Genomic DNA, 18,279 nt, shown 5'->3' on the forward strand with positions numbered 1-18,279 from the left:
GGGCTTATTTTGCATCACCATAGCGAATCAGGTAAAGCTTACGTGATGTTTTGGCTGCAGTTTACACGATTTGCTCTGCGGCGATTTGACCGCTGGCTGATAGCCCGCCTCTCCGCGTAACACCGCCAGGGCCTGAGCGTCATACTGCTTGTGTTGCGCTTTTTTCAGCTGTGCTGGCGACATGGTATAGGACCTTTTTCCGGGTTAAGCCGTAAATTTACGCGATCCCGCCGCAGGCTGCCACTTTTTTACGCGGTTCTAAGCGACTTCTGCTGACGTGTCGATCAACGCCTGAAGGCGCTGGCGATAAGCGGTGTCAAACTGCGCCGGCACGCGCCGGATATAATCAAAAGCGTGTTCAGCCGCTTCACCCTTCAGGCTGGCGAGATGCGCAAGCGCCTCGTCGCAGCTGGGGATCAAGCCCTCCTGATGCTGATAGCGTGGCGGCAGCGCGGTCCAGATCACCGCATCAAGGCGACGATCCTGCGCCCAGGCGCTGAGCATCCCTGGCGTACTCTGCGGATGAAGCAGTATGCCCACACCATCTTCGCGCTCATCGGGAATCGCTTCACGGAGGCGCAGTGCCGCTATGGCTTCCGGCAGCGAAACGTCTGCCAGTCCGGCCCAGTAAACGTTTACCGGCGCCGCGTTCATACAGAGCGCCGTGGCCAGCTCTCCTCCATCGCCAATGCGGCAAAACTCCACCGGCAGCGCCGGACCATCCGCATGCCACTCGCCGGCAACCGGCAGTTCGCCGGGTTTCCAGATCAGCGACCCCCCAGGCTAAACAGGCTATTTTCACCGCTGTCTCCCTATTGATGATGTTAATTAATGCGCGATCACTTAAAGGTAGCGCAGTTCGCCGTTCCCGCTACGCCCGGTGCAAATCCCCTGCGGCTTTCACACTTTTCCTGTTAGTTTTCTCTATTTCGGGCGCGCTGTGCCACACTTGCAATACCGTCTATTGGTAAGGAAAACTGATGCGTTACTCACTTATTGCCCTGGTCTGCACTGCACTGTGGAGCGCAGGAACCTGCGCGCAGCCTCTGCCGCAGCGCCCGCCAGATACGCTGATCCCTGAACAGTATCTCTCTGCGGTGAATGCCGATAACAGTATAACCTGGCGGCTCTGGGCGCCCGCTGCAAAAGCGGTGGATGTGGTTACCGGCGCCACGCCTGACCGCTATGTCGCGCATCCCATGACCAGGGATGAGCGGGGTATCTGGCGCTTCACCAGTGAACCGCTTACCCCGAGCCTGTATGAATATTTCTTTAACGTAGATGGCTTTCGCAGCATCGATACCGGGAATCCACTGCCCAAACCACAGCGTCAGGTGAATACCAGCCTGATTCTGGTGCCCGGCAGCCTGCTGGATACGCGTCAGGTCCCGCATGGCGAAATTCATACCCTGACCTGGCACTCCGATGTGCTGAAGCGCGAACGGCAGCTGGCAGTCTGGGTACCGCCGGGCGCGGAGAACACGCCGGATCCCCTGCCCGTGCTCTATTTCTATCACGGCTTCGGTGATACCGCGCTCTCGGCGGTGACGCAGGGACGCATCCCGCAGATCATGGATAACCTGCTGGCGGAAGGTAAAATTGTCCCGATGCTGGTAGTGATCCCGGACACGGAGACGGATATCAGTGATGCCATACCTGAGGCGTTTGCGCCCGCTTCCCGGCGTGAAACCTTCTATCCGCGTAACGCACAGGCGGCCGACCGCGAATTAACGCAGGAGATTATTCCGCGGATCGCTCAGCGCTACCGCGTGCGCCGCGACGCCGGCAGTCAGGCGCTGGCGGGGCTCTCTCAGGGCGGTTACCAGGCGCTGGTGAGCGGCATGCGGCATCTGGAGCAGTTTGCCTGGCTTGGCGTCTTTAGCGGTGTCACCACAGAAACCGTGCCTGACTTTCGCGTTGCCGCACAGCTGAAAAAGCCCGCCGCCATTAATCGTCAGCTGCGCCTGTTTTCACTGGCGGCAGGCGGCGACGACATCATCACCGGCCGCGATATGACCGGGCTGCAGGCGCTGCTGGAGCAGCAGAAAATCCGGCATGAGTGGCACAGCTACCCTGGCCTCGGGCATGAAATGGATGTCTGGCGTCCGGCCTATATCGCATTTGTGCAGCAGCTGTTTAAACCTTCAGACACCCGGTAGCGCCCGCCACAGCGTCAGCTGGTTCTCAGCCGGCTGACGCTGATAGCTGACGCGATCCACGCTGGCGTAGATCAGCGGCCAGCCCCGGCCGCTCTCATCCAGCAGACCGATCTCATCAAAACCACCCTGCGCGCTCTTCAGCAGCGTCTCCGGCACCGGCTGCCCGCTATCATACAGCGTGACGGTGACGCCCTGCTTATCGCAGGCAAAATGAACCCGATAGTGCTGCTGCGCATCATCCTGATAACCGTGGCGGATAATATTGCTTGCCGCCTCGCACAGCGCCAGATCGAGCGGATAGATCCAGCTCTCCGCCAGCTGAAGCGGCTGCAGAAAACGGCGCAGCGCGTTACCAAGACGGGTCAGGCTATTTAGCGTGGCGGGCAGCGTCAGCGTCTCTGTGGCAACTGCGTGGTGCATAGGCCCCTCCTTATTGCAGCGTCCGCAGCGCCTCATCGCGATCGGCGCACAGGGTAAAGACCCGATCCATCCGGGTCAGGGTGAACATACTTTTGATATTGCTGTTCAGGGCGCACAGGATCAGCTGGCCACCATTGAGCGATTTCAGAATAGAAATCAGCGCGCCCAGACAGCTGCTGTCGATAAAATCCACGCGTGAAAAGTCGAGGATGAGCGCGCGCGTGCCCTGCCGGATCTCCTCCAGCACCTGCTGCTTAAAGGGCAGCGCAACGGCGGCGTCCAGTCGTCGTACCACCGGTGTCAGAATGCGGGTGTTATCCACTGTGTCAGATTCAAACTTCATGTGCAGACTCCTGTTCGTCCGGGTTGAGGCGTTCAATAACCAGCAGTGAAATGTCATCACCTGCCGGTGCGGTACTGTCTGCGGGCAGTTCGCGCCAGCGGTTAAGCTGCTGGTGCAGCGTCTGCAGCAGACTCTCTGCCGGCTGGCAAGCCTGCCCGGCCAGCAGCGCCTGCAGCCGCGCCATGCCAAACATCTCCTGCCGGGGATTTTCACATTCGGTAATGCCATCGCTGTAGAGGCAGAGCCGTTCACCAGGCGCCAGCGTAAAGCTCACCTCTTCCCAGCTCAGATCGTCGAGCAGTCCTACCGGCGCACCCCCCTCACCGGCGATCCGGATTGCGCCATCGCGCGCCACAATCAGCGGCGGAGGATGGCCAGCCTGACAGAGCCGTCCGGCACCGCTCTGACGATCGATGACGCCATACACCATAGTGAAGTAGCTGGTGACATCGCTGCTTTGCGCCACAAAGCGTTCATTCAGTATCGCCACCACCGCGGCGGGCGGCGTAATCGCCTCGCCGCTGTAAAGAAACCGCTCTACCGTACGGCCGTGGAGGAACTGACGCGCTACCGCTACCGACATCATCGCCGCCGATACGCCGTGCCCGGAGACATCGACGCTATAGAAACCGAGCGCCTGCCCGTCCAGCGGGAAAAAATGAAAGATATCGCCGGAGACCCAGGCAGAAGGTATAAACAGCCAGTCAGCAAACCAGCCGGCGTGATGAATGGCGTGCGGCGGCAATATACTGCGCTGCAACGCAGCGGCAGCCTGCAGATCGGTTTCAATCTGCTGCAGCGCCTGCTGCAGACTCTGGTTGCGGCTCTCCAGCGTCGCCTCCAGCTGCAGAATGCGCTCTCCGGCATGCAGCCGCGCCTGCAGTTCAACCCGGTTTACCGGCTTACGCAGAAAATCATCCGCCCCGGCGGCGAAGCCGGCGCGTAAATCGTCGGTGCTTTCGCGCACCGTCAGCAGGATCACATAGATATAACGCTGCCGGAACTGCTCACGTACCTGACGGCACAGGGTCAGCCCGTCCATAACCGGCATCTCCCAGTCGCTGATCAGCAGATTGACCGGATGCTGCTGCAGCAGCGCCAGCGCCTGCTCACCCTCTTCTGCCTCCAGCACGTGATAGCCCCACTGCCGCAGCAGTCCGGCCAGCAGCTTACGCCAGGTAAGCGCATCATCAACAATCAGTACGGATTGTGCGGAAACAGGCTGCATACATACCTTCCTAAAACGGCAAAAACCAAATCAGTGATACCGTCCCCTCACGAAACTTTGCGTTCGCACTGCTCCTGCCAGGAAAGCGGGTACCGCTATAGTTGCTGTACTGCAATGAGAAAGAGCCAGGCGTATAACCGGCATAGCCAAAGCTGTAACTGTAATCTCCGTTCCACGGCTGCTGCTGGCTGGCGTGCGGATACCAGAATGCGGTGGCGCGGACAAAGAAGTGCTGTTTAAAGGTGTAACCGCAGCCGCCCAGCATGACCTGCTTGTTGGCGCGCAGATCGTTATCCGCCAGCGAATAGTAGCGTGGCACCCAGCTGTAGCCGAGCTGGCAGGTCAGCGCATCTCCGTCATTAATCAGCAGATGACGCTCAAGCGGTTTTGGCAGTGAAAATTTATAGGCGAAGGTAAACGCGCCCTGCTCAAAGTAGGTAAAGCGCTTATTACCGGAGGGAAACAGATGGTTATCGCCATAGTTGCTGTAGACCAGGCTGAAGGTGTTGGCATGCCAGTCGTCATAGCCAAAGCTGTAGCGAAAATCAGTCGTATACCGGTCAAAATCGCTGACTGGCGCGCGCAGGGTAACGTTGGCAAACCAGTAGCTATAAGGTGAATACTGCATGCTCAGGTTCAGCAGCTGATTAATCTTCTTCTTTTGCTGCGCAGATTCAGAGCCGTTCGGGATGGTCAGCCACTGCTCTTTCAGCCCGCTTGAAAAACTCAGCGCGCCGGAAAAAGTATCTTTATTACCGGAAAAGAGCCGTCCCCAGCGGCTGGTAAATACGCCCGCCTGAATCGGTTCACTGCTCTCTGCCGCGGCCCCCTGATCGGAGCGGATCTCTGCCGCTGAGGCGTTAAGCGTACCTGCCACCAGCATCACCACACCGCACGTTATCCCTGCCCGCTGCCCGTATTCCATCTGATGTCTCCGATCAATTAGGAATAAAACGTCCGCCAATCTCTTTCTTAGCCATCCACCACAGCAGACCCAGTGCGCCCAGGTGGATAGCGGTGTTGCGCAGCCACGCCTGCTGCCACAAATCAAAGGTGACGAACTGGCTGACGCCCAGCACCACAAATACGTGCAGGATAAAGGTGTAAAGCGAATGCTGACCGAGCGGGATCAGAAACCAGCCCGCCACCCTGTTAATGGGCCACCAGCAGCGGGTGAGGATCAGATAGACCAGTAAAATCAGGCAGAAGTCGTTGATTACCCGGCACGGGCCCAGCGCATTTTTGGCGGCAAGGTGATGATAGAACCAGTTGAAATCAGCGGGCGGAATGATGTGCAGCAGCAGCGCCGGCGGCATAAACGGATTGGTATGGTTCTGTGCAACGAACATCATCACTAATGCATAAATCACCATAAGCGCAATCGCCGCATAGCCCGCCGGGGTGCGCGCCAGCGAGGTCAGCTCATCTTTGAACCAGCCACAGCACATGCCAAGCACGTAGATCAGCTGCCACGCCAGTAAGGGAAAGGCGAATTCAAATTCGGAGACGGTAAGCCGCAGCGGCCAGCGCTGGTAAGCGAGATAGCCCAGCAGCGACGCGGCGATCAGCCAGCCTGCGCGCCGCGACTGCAGCAGCCAGAGAAACAGCGGGCTGATCAGCAGCAGGCAGATATAGAGGCCGAGGATCTGCGTCTGATGCGGACCGATCTGCAGGTAAAGCACAATGTTAAACCAGGTCTCTTTAATCTGTGGCGTGGCGGGAAACAACGCCCAGACAGTACCGGAGTAGCGATCGACAAAGTGCGTGACCTCAAAAGTGTTGATAAATGGCAGCGCGGAGAACAGCAAAAACAGCAGCACGATGACGATATTCACCAGATAGATCTTCCCTGCCCGCCGCCATAGCGTCCAGCCAATTGTCAGCAGCACCTCTTTTTGCAGCCGCTGCCGGTTGAGCATACCGAGCATAAAGCCGGAAAGGATGACAAACCCTTCAGCCCCTGTCGTCAGGCCAAATCGCTCCCAGGTAAAGATATTGATCACGGAGAGCAGTTCAGTATGGGCCACGACCATCATCACCAGCGCAATCCCGCGCAGCATATCAATGCGCAGATCGCGCCGGCCAGGCACAGCATAACGCCATGTGTGCGGCACGGTGACAGACGGCGCAGCCGCGACGGCAGATTCGCTCATAACGCATTAGTCATGCTGATAAAGGATGAGTAAAAACATTAATATAATATATATTTCAGATGTAAGGAAAAGTGTAGCCCCACTGTGTAATAAATCACCTTTTAGCAAATATAGCGCTAAATAAGCTGTTAAAACCGCAATTTGCCAGCTATATCTTTTCTTGTATCGTCATGCTCTGTAAACGTTAGCAACAGAAAGCCAGACGCAAATAATAAATTTTAGTGATCTGTTTTAAAATAATTCATTCATTCAGCTGTTCTTAAAGCGTTCACCAGGTCAGATGCCCTTTTTGCAGGATGTGAGACAGGATGCCATGGACCATTACTTTTCCCGTTTTGAACAGCGTCGCCCCCCTGCGGCGCTGCAGACACCGCGCTGGATCGTTATCTGCTGGCAGGTGCTGGCCGTTGCCGGACTGATTCTGGGCGCAAACTACATTCGCTGGCGCTGGATGTCCTCGCTGAACCCCGATGCGCTCTGGTATGCGGTGCCGCTGGCGCTGGCAGAAACCTGCGCCTGGTTTGGCACGCTGCTGTTCACCATCAATATCTGGCAGGAGAAAGATCCGCCCTGTCCGCCTGCGCCGGAGGAGATTAACCAGTGCCTGCTGCCGGCAGATCAGGCCGCGCCGCGTCCTATCCGGGTTGACCTGTTTATTGCAACCTACTCAGAAGATCCGGAGCTGGTCAGGCTGTCGATTCAGGATGCCTGTAAAGTGCACTATCCCGCCGCTATCGATTACAAGGTGCACGTGCTGGATGATGGTCGTCGCCCGGAGATGCGCGCGGTGTGTGAGCAGGAGGGGGTCAATTACATAACCCGCGACAACAACACCGGGTTCAAGGCGGGCAATATCCGCAACGGCATGGAGCACACTGACGGCGATTTTCTGGTGATCTGCGATGCGGATACCCGTGTTTTCCCGACGCTGCTGGTGCACACGCTGGGCTATTTCCGCGATCCCGACGTCGCCTGGGTGCAGACGCCGCAGTGGTTTTATGACCTGCCTGAAGGTGAGCGCCTGCCGGCATGGCTGCGCCGCCGGACCGGCTGGCCTGGCTGGCTGATCGGCAGCGTGAGTGAAAAACTGTTCGGCCCGCTTACCATCGGCAGCGATCCCTTCTTTAACGATCCGCGTATGTTCTACGACGTGATCCTGCGCCGCCGCAATGCGGCTAACGCGGCGTTCTGCTGCGGTGCCGCCTCTGTCCACCGGCGCGAAGCCGTTATGCAGGCCGCCCTGCGCAGCTACGCCTTTAACGTAGAGGAAGAGATTGCGCGCTTTACGCAGGATATCCGCGATGAGGAGACGCGCCAGGCGCTGTCGCAGGCGATGCGTCCGCACGTTATCGCTGACACCGAACTCACGCCTTACAAGTTTCATGTCTCTGAAGATATCTATACCTCCATTGTGCTGCACGGTGACGCCGGTCGCCGCTGGCGTTCGGTGATGCATCCGGGCATTGAATCTAAAATGCTCTCGCCGCAGGATCTGCTGACCTGGATGATCCAGCGCTTTAAGTACGCTGCGGGTTCGCTGGATATTCTGTTTCATGACAAAATTTTCAGCCGCCGCCGCTTTAAACTCAGCGCCGCCCAAACGCTGATGTACGGCACGACGTTCTGGTCCTATCTGGCCTGCATCTGGAACACGGTGTTTCTTATCTCGCCGCTGATCTACCTGTTTACCGGTATTCCGCCGGTGGCCGCTTACTCAACGCCCTTCTACCTGCATTTTCTGCCGTTCTTTATCGTCTCCGAGCTCGCCTTTATGTTTGGCACCTGGGGGATCTCCGCCTGGGACGGTCGCGCCTCCTATCTGGCGTTCTTCTCTGTCAACCTGCGGGCATTGGGTACGGTGCTGCGCGGGGAAAAAATCAAGTTTCACGTCACGCCAAAGGAGCGGCAGAGCGGGCGTTTTCTCTACCTGGTGAAGCCGCAGCTGGCCATTGTCGCGCTGACGCTACTCGGGCTTATCTGGGGCGGCATACAGGTCGCGCGCGGCAACGTGGACGACCCTTCTGGTTACGTCATCAACATTTTCTGGGGGGCCGTCAATATCGCGGCGATGCTGCCCATGATTATGGCTGCGCTCTGGACGCCGCCGGCACAGGAGACGGCAGATCATGAGCCTTAAAGCGGGACTCTACAGCGCACGCAGCTATCTCACCATTCTGTTCGGCTTTCTGATCGGCTTTGCCATTGTGCTGTGGGTCGAGCATCAGATGCCCACCCGCACGGAAACCACGGACGGAATTATCCTGAGCGAACGCTTCCCCGCACTGCCGGAAACGCGTGAGCTGACGTTCGAAGAAGCGGTATGGGCACGCGTGGCGTGGCAATACTTTGTCAACAACACCCAGCCCAACGGGCTGGCGAACGCGGAAGCGGATAATCCCTGGCTGAGCCTGTGGAGCAGCGGCAGCTATCTGCTGGCAACCATTGCCGCCCGCCAGCTGGAGGTGATTGACGCCGCTGAGTTTGACGATCGCATCAGCTCCGCGCTTGAGGCGCTGGGCCGGCTGCCGCTGCAGCCGGATAACCTCCCCGCCGCCTTCTATCAGGCGGACACCCTGACGCCGCTTGATCAGGAGACGGCGCGCCCCGGCTCCGCTATCGATATGGGCCGTCTGCTGATGCCGCTGCAGATCCTGCTGTGGCGCTATCCGCAGCACGCCGTCGCCGTACAGCAGCTGCTGGCGGGCTGGCAGCTGAATGCGCTGCTGCAGAGCAGCGGTCCGCAGGGCGCCAGCCTGCCGGTCAATCGCTGGGTGATCCGCAGCGACGACCCGCGCGGCAGCTACGGCTACCGTCTCTATGCGGGCAGCGTGCTGCGGCTCATCAACAGCACGGCGGGACTGGCGGTCAGCCAGCCGCCGGACGGACTGAAGATGATTGAAATTGAGGGGCACGCGGTGCCTGATGAAGGGATCCGCACGCCGTGGGGCAAGCAGCCGTCGCTTATCAGCTCGCCCTACCTGCTGACCGGGCTGGAGCAGGGCTTTGATGCGCGCAGCGGCGAGATCAGCTGGCGCATTATGCAAATCCTCCAGCAGCGCACCGGCAAACCCGATTCGCGCGGTGACATCAGCGCCGACTATGCCGAACAGGCGCCGGATTTCAACGCGGCGCTGCCGGGCCGTCAGCCGCAGCGCGGCGCGCCGTAGCATACCGTTGCCCCGCTGCCCAATCAGGCGCTGCTCTCGGTCCGCACCGCCTTTGCCTGGTATGCCCTGTTCCGTAACAGCTGGAGCGAGGCACTGCGCCAGCAGATGCTGCCGCTGCTGGTGCCGGGCAAAGGCTGGCAGGCGGGCTTTAACCCTGACGGCAGCGTGAACGCTGCCCTGAATGCCGATACCAATGCGATGGTGCTGGAGAGTCTCTCCTATATCGCCCACGGACAGCTGCTCTGCCTGGGCTGCCTGTCTCAGCCCCCCGCAACCGCACGCAACAAGGAGCAAGAACAATGAGAGTGCTATCGCTACGACACGCTGGCCTGGCGGGGCTGACGCTGCTGCTGGCCCTGTGGATGCTGCCGCTGCAGGCGGCTGTCAGCCTGCCCGCTTCTGACTATAAAAGCCGCCACGGTGACCTGACGCCGCGGGAGATGCAGGTGGCGCGCAACGCCTGGTCCTATTTTGTCGCTAACTACCAGCCCACCACCGGTCTGGTGAACGCGGTGAATAAATATCCCTCCACCACCATGTGGGACAGCGGCTCTTACCTGGCCGCGCTGACCGCAGCACGCGAGCTGGGGATCATTGACAAGGCGGAGTTTGATCGCCGCTTTCTGCAGTTTATCGCCACGCTGAACAAGCTGGTGCTGTTTCAGAACCAGGTACCCAACAAAGCCTACAACACCATTACCGGCCAGAAGGTGGACTACCTGAACAAACCGGGCGAGATTGGCTTCTCCGCTATCGATATTGGCCGCATGCTGCTCTGGCTGAAGATTATCAAAGAGCGCTATCCGGAGCATGGCAACAGCATTGATAATGTTGTGCTGGGCTGGGACTTTACCCACGTAGTGGATGAGTGCGGCACGCTCTATGGCGCCTACCTCGATAAGCAGAAGCAGCCTCAGTATGTGCAGGAGGGGCGGCTTGGCTATGAGGAGTATGCGGCGGCGGGCTATCAGCTGTGGGGATTCACCACCTGTCAGGCGAGCCGGCCTGAGCCCTATGCGCTGGCGGATATTTACTGTGTGCTGGTGCCCTACGACTCCCGCGATCCGCGGCTGACCAATCAGCATAACTATGTGGTGACCGAATCCTACCTGCTGCACGGCCTGGAGATGGGCTGGGACAACAGCGACGATCGTGAAGCGCGCCCCAATAACCACTCTCATCCGTGGATGAAGAACTTCGCCGATCGGGTCTATCAGGCGCAGGAAAACCGCTACATGATCACCGGCACCCTGACGGCGCGCTCCGAACACCAGCTCGATAAATCTCCCTACTTTGTCTATGACACCGTCTTCAGCGACGGCTTTAACTGGAACACCATTACTGACAAGGGTCAGTATGTGCCCAATGTGGCGGCTGTCTCGCTGAAGGCCGCGCTCGGCATGTGGGTGCTGTGGAACTCCCCTTATACCGATCGCCTGTTTGACGCGATCGAAAACGCCGACGAGAAAGACAAAGGCTACTACGAAGGCCTCTATGAGAATGGCGATGGTCCGATCAAGGAGTTCACCGCCAACAACAACGGTATCATGCTGGAAGCGCTGCTGTTCAAAAAGCAGGGCAAGCTGCTGCGTTTTAACACTGACGATGCGCGCAGCCGCAGCTATGCGCCCTCCCTGTGGGAAAAGCGCCTGGTGGATCTGTTTGAAGAGAACAACACGCGTCGCAACCGGCCTTTCCTGGAGGTGACGCCCGGCATAAAAACCTGGTGCGATCAGAGCGGAACCGCCGTGCGCAGCGCACCGAAGTGCAGCGCCTGCAAATGCGCCCGCTGCGACAGCAGTGCGCCCGTTAAACTTCCGCCGGTAGCGACCTCATGCCTAAAACCCTAGTGCGTATCACCGGGCTGGTCGTGGCTCTGCTGCTGGCGCTCGGAGCCTGGCTGCTGCTGCGTCATGAGGGGGCGGGCTGGCGCTGGCTGGCAAACGGCGGCTGGCACACCACCGCCCGCACCGGCGCGCTGACGTCTGAGGAGCAGCGCTGGGCCGCGGTGGCCTGGCGCTATTTTGAGAACAACAGCGAGCCGGGCAGCGGCCTGGTCAGCGGCAGCGACCGGCGGCCGGTTGTCAGCCTGTGGCAGATGGGCGATACCCTGATTGCGCTGACCGCGGCGCGTGAGCTGCAGCTTATCGACGATCGCCGTTTTGACCACCAGCTCAGTCAGCTGCTTGGCAGCCTTAATCGCCTCCCGCTCACCCAAAGCGGCGTGCCCAATCTGCTCTATAACAGCCGGACGCTGGCGATGGTGGGCTACAGCAATACGCCACAGGTGATCGGCTGGTCCTCACGCGATATGGCGCGCCTGATGATGGCGCTGCAGGTCGTGGCAACGTTTCACCCGCAGTATGGTGAATACCTGCAGCGCATCATCCTGCGCTGGAACTTCTGTCCGGTGGTGGATAAACAGGGCCAGCTCAGTGCCGGTATGTGGCAGCAGAAGCAGATGCGCATACAGCCGGAGGGACGGCTGGGCGACAGTGAATACAGCGCCGCCGGCTTCGGGCTGTGGGGTTTTGCTAACCAGCAGTCGCTGCAGCCTCCGGCGCAGCATGTCATTATCGACGGGCTGGCGCTGGATATCGACAGCCGCGATCCCCGCACCACCTGGACGCCCGCTGCCATTACCACGCTGCCCTGGGTGCTGAGCGGGCTGGAGTATGGCTGGCAGCTGCCGGGGGCCGACCGCGCCCAAATCCGTCAGCTGCGCCAGCGTGCCAGTCTGGTTTATCAGGTGCAGGAGCGGCGCTGGCAGCGTCAGGGGATCTTAACGGCCCGCAGCGATTTTGCCCTCACCGTCGCGCCGTGGCACGTCAACGACACCATTTTTGCTAACGGCTACGCCTGGAATACGCTGACTGACGACAACAAATGGGTGCCGACGCTGGCGCAGGTCTCTACCCGTGCGGTATTTGGCCTCTGGGCGCTCTGGGACACTCCGTTTACCGATGCGCTGATGCGCACCACCCGGCTGCAGTATGATCCGGCGCGCGGCTGGTATGAGGGGCGCACGGAGGCGACCGGGGACTATAACCGCGCTATCACCCTCTCCACTAACGCGATGGTGCTGGAAGCGCTGCTGTTTAAAACCCGCATGAAACCGCTGATCGACAGCGAAAACCCCGGGAGCCGCCAGTTCTTCCGTCAGCAGCTGGCCGATCCGTTCCGTGTGCCGCAGCGCTGCCTGCCGTTCACCGCCCCGCTGGCCGAAGAATAAGGAGAAACTGATGCCGGAAAGCCTGTTACCCAAAGCGCTGGACTCCCTGCGTGCCGCGGTGCTGATGTATGACGCGCAGGAGCGGCTGGTGGCGTATAACCAGCAGGTGGTCTGTTTCTATCCCGGGATGGAGCAGCGTATCCGCGTCGGCATGACGCTGACCGAGCTGGCGCAGGATTTTATCGCTTCCGCCTACATGACAGAGGATGACCGCAGCCGTCAGGCGATGATCGATAACCTCGTGAGCCGCTGCCGGCTCGACAACCACAGTGAGATGCGGCGCATTGCTAACCGGCAGGTGTTTGTCCAGCATAACCGCACGCCTGAAGGCGGGATAGTCAGTCTGCATATTGACGTCTCAGGTTATACGCTGATTGACGCGTCGCGGCGGCAGCTGCACGCTGACTTTGTGCTGGCAGCAGAATCGACCCAGATTGGCATCTGGGACTGGCAGCAGCAGAACGATCTGCTGCAGGTCAATGATGCGCTGCTCAATATGCTGGGCTATCCGCGTGAAACCTGGCACTACAGCGCCACCTTTCTCGATACCCTGCTGCACCCGGACGATCGCGAACCGCTGCAGCAGCTGTTTGCCTCCGCCAGCAATAAACAGCTGCCGGTGTTTGAACGTGAAATTCGCCTGCTGCACCGCAGCGGCAACTACCGCTGGATGCTGCTTTCCGGTCAGGTGGCCAGCGTTACGGTCAGCGGCGAAACGGAACGCGTCATTGGCACGCTGCAGGATATTACCAAGCGTAAAGAGGCAGAGCAGCTCTCACTGCAGGCCATTGCCGCTGCACACGCGGCCAACGAAGCCAAAAGCGCGTTTCTGGCAAACATGAGCCATGAGATCCGCACGCCGATGAACGGTATTCTGGGTATGACGCAGCTCTGTCTTGATACCCGGCTGACCGCAGAACAGCGTGAGTACATGACGCTGGTCTATCACTCAGCCCACACCCTGCTGCGTATCATTAACGATATTCTCGACTACTCCAAAATAGAGGCGGGAAAAATTGAGCTGGATGAAGAGCAGTTTGAGATCCGCCCGTTTCTGCACGCCGTGGCGAGGCCGCTGATGCCGGCCGCCAGCGAAAAAGCGCTGGAGCTGCTGATTAACGTCACCCCGGATGTCCCCGCTACCTTTCTCGCTGACACTGTACGCCTGCGCCAGATCCTGACCAACCTCATCAGCAACGCGCTGAAATTTACCCATCAGGGCGAGGTTGAACTGGCCGTGACGCGCGATGCCACGCACAACCGGCTGCGCTTTCAGGTGCGCGACACCGGCATCGGTATTCCACCGGAGAAGCAGCAGCTGATATTTGAATCCTTCAGCCAGGCAGACACCTCTACCACCCGCAAATATGGCGGCACCGGGCTCGGGCTGACCATCTCTGCCCGGCTGGTGGAGCGGCTGGGCGGTTCGCTCACCGTACAGAGTGAACCGGGGCGCGGCAGTACTTTTACCTTTTCTCTGCCGTTGCCGGCGCAGCACGACAGCGATCCGGTGCGGCACTCACTGCGCCTGACGCCGGTACCGGTGCTGGTTGTGGATGACAACGCCACCAACCGCCATCTGCTGGGCAATATGCTGCGCAATATGGGTCTGCAGCCCAGCCTGGCGGCCAGCGCCGCCGATGCGCTGGCGCTGCTGCAGGCGCAGCCCGACTTTCCGCTGATCCTGCTGGATGCGCAGATGCCCGATCGGGATGGCCTCGACCTGGCGCGGGAGATCCGTGCCAACCCGCAGCTGGCAGCCAGTCAGATTATTATGCTCAGCTCAATGAGCCGGGCGATGGACGCGGAACAGCTGCAGCAGCTTGGCGTGGATAAGTTTCTGGCAAAACCGATCGATCAGCGTGAGCTCTATGATGCGCTGGCGGCCGCATCCGGCCAGCGGCAGCACGCCAGCGGTCCGGAAAGCGCGCCGGCCAGCCCCGTGACCGACCCCGCCACGCAGGCGCTGCGCATTCTGCTCGCCGAAGATAATCTGGTGAATCAGAAGCTTGCTGCCCACTTTCTGACCCGGCTCGGGCATCACTTTGCCATCGCCGGTAACGGCCTGGAGGCGCTGAGGCTGCTGGCGCAGGATAGCTGGGACCTGGTGCTGATGGATCTGCAGATGCCGGAGCTGGACGGTGAAAAAGCGACGCGTCTGATCCGCGAACGCGAAGCCGCCGCGTCGCCGCCCCGCCATCAGCGCATCATCGCCATGACGGCGCACGCGATGAAAGGCGACGAGGAGTACTGTCTGCAGAACGGCTTTGATGGCTACGTGGCCAAGCCGGTGAGCCAGGAGATGCTGCACCAGGAGATCGGCCGCGTTATGGCGCTGCCCGATCCGGCCGCAGACGAAATGCCAGCCCCACCCGGCGACGTCGCCGCGCTGGCACAGCAGCTCGGGCTGGACGAGTCGCTGCTGCGTGAACTGCTGCTGCTGTTTGCCGAATCCCTGACGGAGATCGAGTCGCAGCTGATGACCGCGCTGAATGAGAGCGACTGGACGAGCGTGTCACGCCACTGTCACAAGCTGCGGGGCGAAGCCGCTATTTTCGGGTTTACGGCGTTAACCCATACGCTGCAAACCGCTGAAACACACATCCGCCAGGGTGATGTCCTTGACGCAGCGCAGCTGCGCGAAGATCTGACACAACAGAGTACCCGGGTGCGCCAGCAGCTGCGCACGCTGCTGGAGGAGAACTGATGCGAACGTTACTGCCCCTGCTGCTGATCGTCAGCCTGCCCGCTGCGGCGGTCAGTGAGGTACCGGTCAGCTGGTCGCTGGCCGGACAATGGCGCGTGCATGACGCCAATACGCCCGGCTTTGACGGCTGGCGCGGCACGGACAGAGAATGGCCGACGCTGCGCGTCCCCGCCAACTGGTATACCGCCGGACGCGATCATCAGGGCGCGCTCTGGTACCGCCATGAGTTCTCGCTGCCGCCGCTGCAGGCGGATCAGCGGGCGACGCTGGAGTTTGACGGCGTTGATTACCTGGCTGACGTCTGGCTCAACGGCCACCAGCTGGCGCAGCATGAAGGATATTTCCAGCGCTTTGCCGTGGATCTCACCGACAGCCTGCGCCGCTACAACCGGCTGGCCGTGCGGGTCGACAGCCCGCGCGAAGCGACACCAGGCACCTGGCCGCTGCATAAGAACCTGATGAAAGGGATCCTGAACCAGCATGATACGCGCCCCGGCGGCGCCTGGAGCGATCGCGGTCAGGAGGCGAACTCCGGCGGCATCTGGGCGCCGGTGCGGCTGCGTATCAGCCGCGGCGCAACGATCGATCAGCTGATCCTGCGTCCTGACTGGTCTCAGGGGCTGGCGCAGCCGCAGCTCTCTGCCGAACTGCGCTATCGCGCCCCGGTCGCGGCTGATGCCACGCTGACCCTGCGCGCCGCGCCGGATAACTTCTCCGGCACCGCGTTTCAGCTGCAGCAGCGCGTCCGGCTGGCGGCCACCGGCGACGCGCCGGCGCGCCTGCGGGTGACGCTGCCGATGCCCGCGGCGCGTCTGTGGTGGCCGGTGGATTACGGCAAACCGCATCTTTATCAGGTCAGCGCCACGCTCCGTGACGATCGCGGCGTCATGGACCGGCGCAGCAGCCGCACCGGTCTGCGCAAGGTGGAGGCGCTGGAAAATAATCAGGGCTGGCGCATTAACGATCGGCGCATCTTTGTTCGCGGTACGAATTACATCGGCTCACCGTGGCTCAGCAGCATGAACAAAGCGCGCTATCTGCGCGATTTTGCGCTGGTGGAGAAGATGAACGCCAACGCTATCCGCGTGCATGGCCACGTTGCGGGCCGGGCGCTTTATGAGGCGGCTGACGAGCGCGGCCTGCTGATCTGGCAGGATGTGCCGCTGCAGTGGGGCTATAACGACTCTGCCGGATTTGCGGATAACGCGGTGGCGCAGACCCGCGCGATGATCGGGCAGTTTGGCAACTCACCGGCTATCGTGGTCTGGGGCGGCCAGAACGAGCCGCCGTTTAACTCACCGTGGATGGAAAAGCGCTTTCCCGACTGGCATAAAGATCTCAATCGTACTCTGACCCGGCGGGTAGCCGACGCGCTGGCGGAAGATCGCAGCCGCATCGTGCATCCTTATTCGGCTGTGGAGGAGCACTACTGGGCGGGCTGGTATTTTGGCACGCTGAATAATCTGCTTGAACCGGCAAAAACGGCCACCGTCACGGAGTTTGGTGCACAGGCGCTGCCAGACCTGGCGACGCTGAAAACGATCATTCCGCGCCGCGAATGGTGGCCTGCCTCAACCGAACCTGGCGATCCGCTCTGGACCCGCTGGAAGTATCATAATTTCCAGCCGATCCAGACGTTTAAAAATGCAGGCATCAGCCGGGGCAAGAACATTCAGGACTTCATCAAAAATACCCAGCGCTATCAGGCGCAACTGGTCGCCGTTGCCGCTGAAAGCTACCGGCGTCAGCGCTTTCAGCCGGTGACCGCGCTGTTTCAGTTTATGTTTGTTGAGACCTGGCCTTCAATCAACTGGGGCGTGGTGGATTATCGGCGTCAGCCGAAAGCGGGCTATTACGCGCTGCAGCGCGCCTATCAGCCGCTGCTGCCCTCTATCGATCCCCATACGATGAACTGGCAGGCTGCCCGGCCCGGCGCGCTGTCGCTCTGGGTCATCAACGACCTGCCGCAGACGTTTCCGGCGCTGACGCTGCGCTGGCGGGCCGGCCAGCAGGGTCACCTGCTCGCCAGCGGCGAACGGCAGGTCACGGCAGCCGCTGACACCGGCCGTAAGGTGCTCGATGTCCCGCTCACCCCCATCAGCGCCGCCCCGCTGCGGGTGCAGACCTGGCTTATCGACGCACAGGGAAAAACGCTGGCAGAAAACCAGCTGGAGCTGGAGGTGGCGCCCGCGGATGCCAGGTAACGACCCGCCCGGCAAGGTCGCGGGCGTGGTGGTTTACTCGTCGTTGGTAAAACGGCCGACGCGGGTGGCACCAGCCAGCGCATGGCCTTTAAGCTGAGCGATCAGCGCATCATGCGTCAGCCCGGCAGGCAGCGCGTCTGCCGGCAGATCGGTGGCGATAATCACAAAATTGTAGTGATGCATGCCGCTGCCTGCAGGCGGACAGGGTCCATAGTAGCGCGCCGTGCCGGGGCTGTTGGTGCCGCCGGTATAACCGGCCCCTCTGCTCAGTTCGCCGCGCGCAAACTGCTGCCGTCCGGCCGGAATGTTATACGCCACCATATGCACCACGCCGAGCCCTTTTGCCCCCACCGGATCGGTCATCAGCAGCGCAAAGCTGCGCGTGCCCGGCGGTGCATCATGCCAGCTGAACGCGGGCGACAGGTTCTCGCCGCTGCATGCCGGATTGCCTGGTTTATTGCCGGCAAACGCTTTCTGCAGCATACCTCCATCCTGAAAATCAGGCGACTGCAGGGTGAATACCGGTGCGGCCAGCGCGCTGACCGGCAACGCCAGCGCCAGTAACGCCATTTTTACGCTGTTCATCAAAAGCTCCCGTAATAAATCGCTGAGCATCAAGTATATAACCTGTTCAGCCGCGCGCGGACGACTACACTGCTAATCGCG

The 18,279-nt window shown here is 60.4% G+C and carries 14 protein-coding genes and 1 pseudogene; 7 read left to right on the top strand and 8 right to left on the bottom strand.

Annotated features, from left to right (window positions below; genetic code table 11):
* Positions 1-27: 27 nt before the first annotated feature.
* Complete coding sequence (locus tag SB719_RS03740; protein WP_167350677.1) at positions 28-183, bottom strand: hypothetical protein; 156 nt, start codon at positions 181-183, stop codon at positions 28-30.
* 75 nt (positions 184-258) lie between these two features.
* The gene (locus tag SB719_RS03745; RefSeq protein WP_412158899.1) at positions 259-705 is read right to left on the bottom strand and encodes a hypothetical protein; all 447 of its coding nucleotides are present in this window, start codon (positions 703-705) and stop codon (positions 259-261) included.
* Positions 706-980: 275 nt separating this feature from the next.
* Between SB719_RS03745 and SB719_RS03750 the strand changes: the two genes are divergently transcribed.
* Positions 981-2,159, top strand: a complete 1,179-nt coding sequence (locus tag SB719_RS03750; protein WP_314688877.1) for an alpha/beta hydrolase — start codon at positions 981-983, stop codon at positions 2,157-2,159.
* Here the strand turns inward: SB719_RS03750 and SB719_RS03755 are convergent.
* The 5 genes from SB719_RS03755 to opgC are packed head-to-tail and all read right to left on the bottom strand — an operon-like array spanning position 2,145 to position 6,303.
* Entirely contained in the window at positions 2,145-2,579 is a 435-nt protein-coding gene (locus SB719_RS03755; protein WP_412158900.1) for an ATP-binding protein, read from the bottom strand. The two genes, SB719_RS03750 and SB719_RS03755, sit on opposite strands and share 15 nt — an antisense overlap.
* Positions 2,580-2,589: 10 nt before the next feature.
* On the bottom strand, positions 2,590-2,922 hold the full coding sequence (locus SB719_RS03760; RefSeq protein ID WP_304231917.1) for an STAS domain-containing protein: 333 nt from the start codon (positions 2,920-2,922) through the stop codon (positions 2,590-2,592).
* Positions 2,912-4,150, bottom strand: a complete 1,239-nt coding sequence (locus tag SB719_RS03765; protein WP_065649373.1) for a PP2C family protein-serine/threonine phosphatase — start codon at positions 4,148-4,150, stop codon at positions 2,912-2,914. The genes SB719_RS03760 and SB719_RS03765 overlap by 11 nt, the downstream gene beginning before the upstream one ends.
* Before the next feature lie 10 nt (positions 4,151-4,160).
* Positions 4,161-5,033 carry a hypothetical protein gene (locus tag SB719_RS03770; RefSeq protein WP_065649374.1) on the bottom strand — a complete coding sequence of 291 codons (873 nt, stop codon included), beginning with the start codon at positions 5,031-5,033 and terminating at the stop codon, positions 4,161-4,163.
* Positions 5,034-5,088: 55 nt separating this feature from the next.
* On the bottom strand, positions 5,089-6,303 hold the full coding sequence (opgC, locus tag SB719_RS03775) for an OpgC domain-containing protein (protein ID WP_314688876.1): 1,215 nt from the start codon (positions 6,301-6,303) through the stop codon (positions 5,089-5,091).
* A gap of 313 nt (positions 6,304-6,616) precedes the next feature.
* Here opgC and SB719_RS03780 point away from each other — a divergent pair, with 313 nt between their 5' ends.
* From SB719_RS03780 to SB719_RS03805, 6 genes and pseudogenes are all read left to right on the top strand, one after another.
* On the top strand, positions 6,617-8,440 hold the full coding sequence (locus SB719_RS03780; protein ID WP_304231924.1) for a glycosyltransferase: 1,824 nt from the start codon (positions 6,617-6,619) through the stop codon (positions 8,438-8,440).
* Positions 8,430-9,773, top strand: a pseudogene (locus tag SB719_RS03785) (DUF3131 domain-containing protein). The gene SB719_RS03780 and the pseudogene SB719_RS03785 overlap by 11 nt, the downstream one beginning before the upstream one ends.
* A 59-nt stretch (positions 9,774-9,832) precedes the next feature.
* Positions 9,833-11,320, top strand: coding sequence for a DUF3131 domain-containing protein (locus tag SB719_RS03790; RefSeq protein ID WP_292972438.1), 1,488 nt, complete (start codon positions 9,833-9,835; stop codon positions 11,318-11,320).
* Entirely contained in the window at positions 11,305-12,702 is a 1,398-nt protein-coding gene (locus tag SB719_RS03795; protein ID WP_313065970.1) for a DUF3131 domain-containing protein, read from the top strand. The genes SB719_RS03790 and SB719_RS03795 overlap by 16 nt, the downstream gene beginning before the upstream one ends.
* A 10-nt stretch (positions 12,703-12,712) precedes the next feature.
* Entirely contained in the window at positions 12,713-15,409 is a 2,697-nt protein-coding gene (locus SB719_RS03800; RefSeq protein WP_412158901.1) for a response regulator, read from the top strand.
* Complete coding sequence (locus tag SB719_RS03805; RefSeq protein WP_412158902.1) at positions 15,409-17,613, top strand: glycosyl hydrolase 2 galactose-binding domain-containing protein; 2,205 nt, start codon at positions 15,409-15,411, stop codon at positions 17,611-17,613. The genes SB719_RS03800 and SB719_RS03805 overlap by 1 nt, the downstream gene beginning before the upstream one ends.
* A gap of 33 nt (positions 17,614-17,646) precedes the next feature.
* Here SB719_RS03805 and SB719_RS03810 read toward each other — a convergent pair whose 3' ends face one another.
* Positions 17,647-18,198 (bottom strand): YbhB/YbcL family Raf kinase inhibitor-like protein, encoded by a 552-nt coding sequence (locus SB719_RS03810; protein WP_065649382.1) that lies wholly within the window; start codon positions 18,196-18,198, stop codon positions 17,647-17,649.
* Positions 18,199-18,279: the final 81 nt, after the last annotated feature.

It is taken from the genome of Pantoea sp. SIMBA_079, assembly GCF_046940275.1.
In the GTDB taxonomy this organism is placed as follows: domain Bacteria; phylum Pseudomonadota; class Gammaproteobacteria; order Enterobacterales; family Enterobacteriaceae; genus Pantoea; species Pantoea borealis.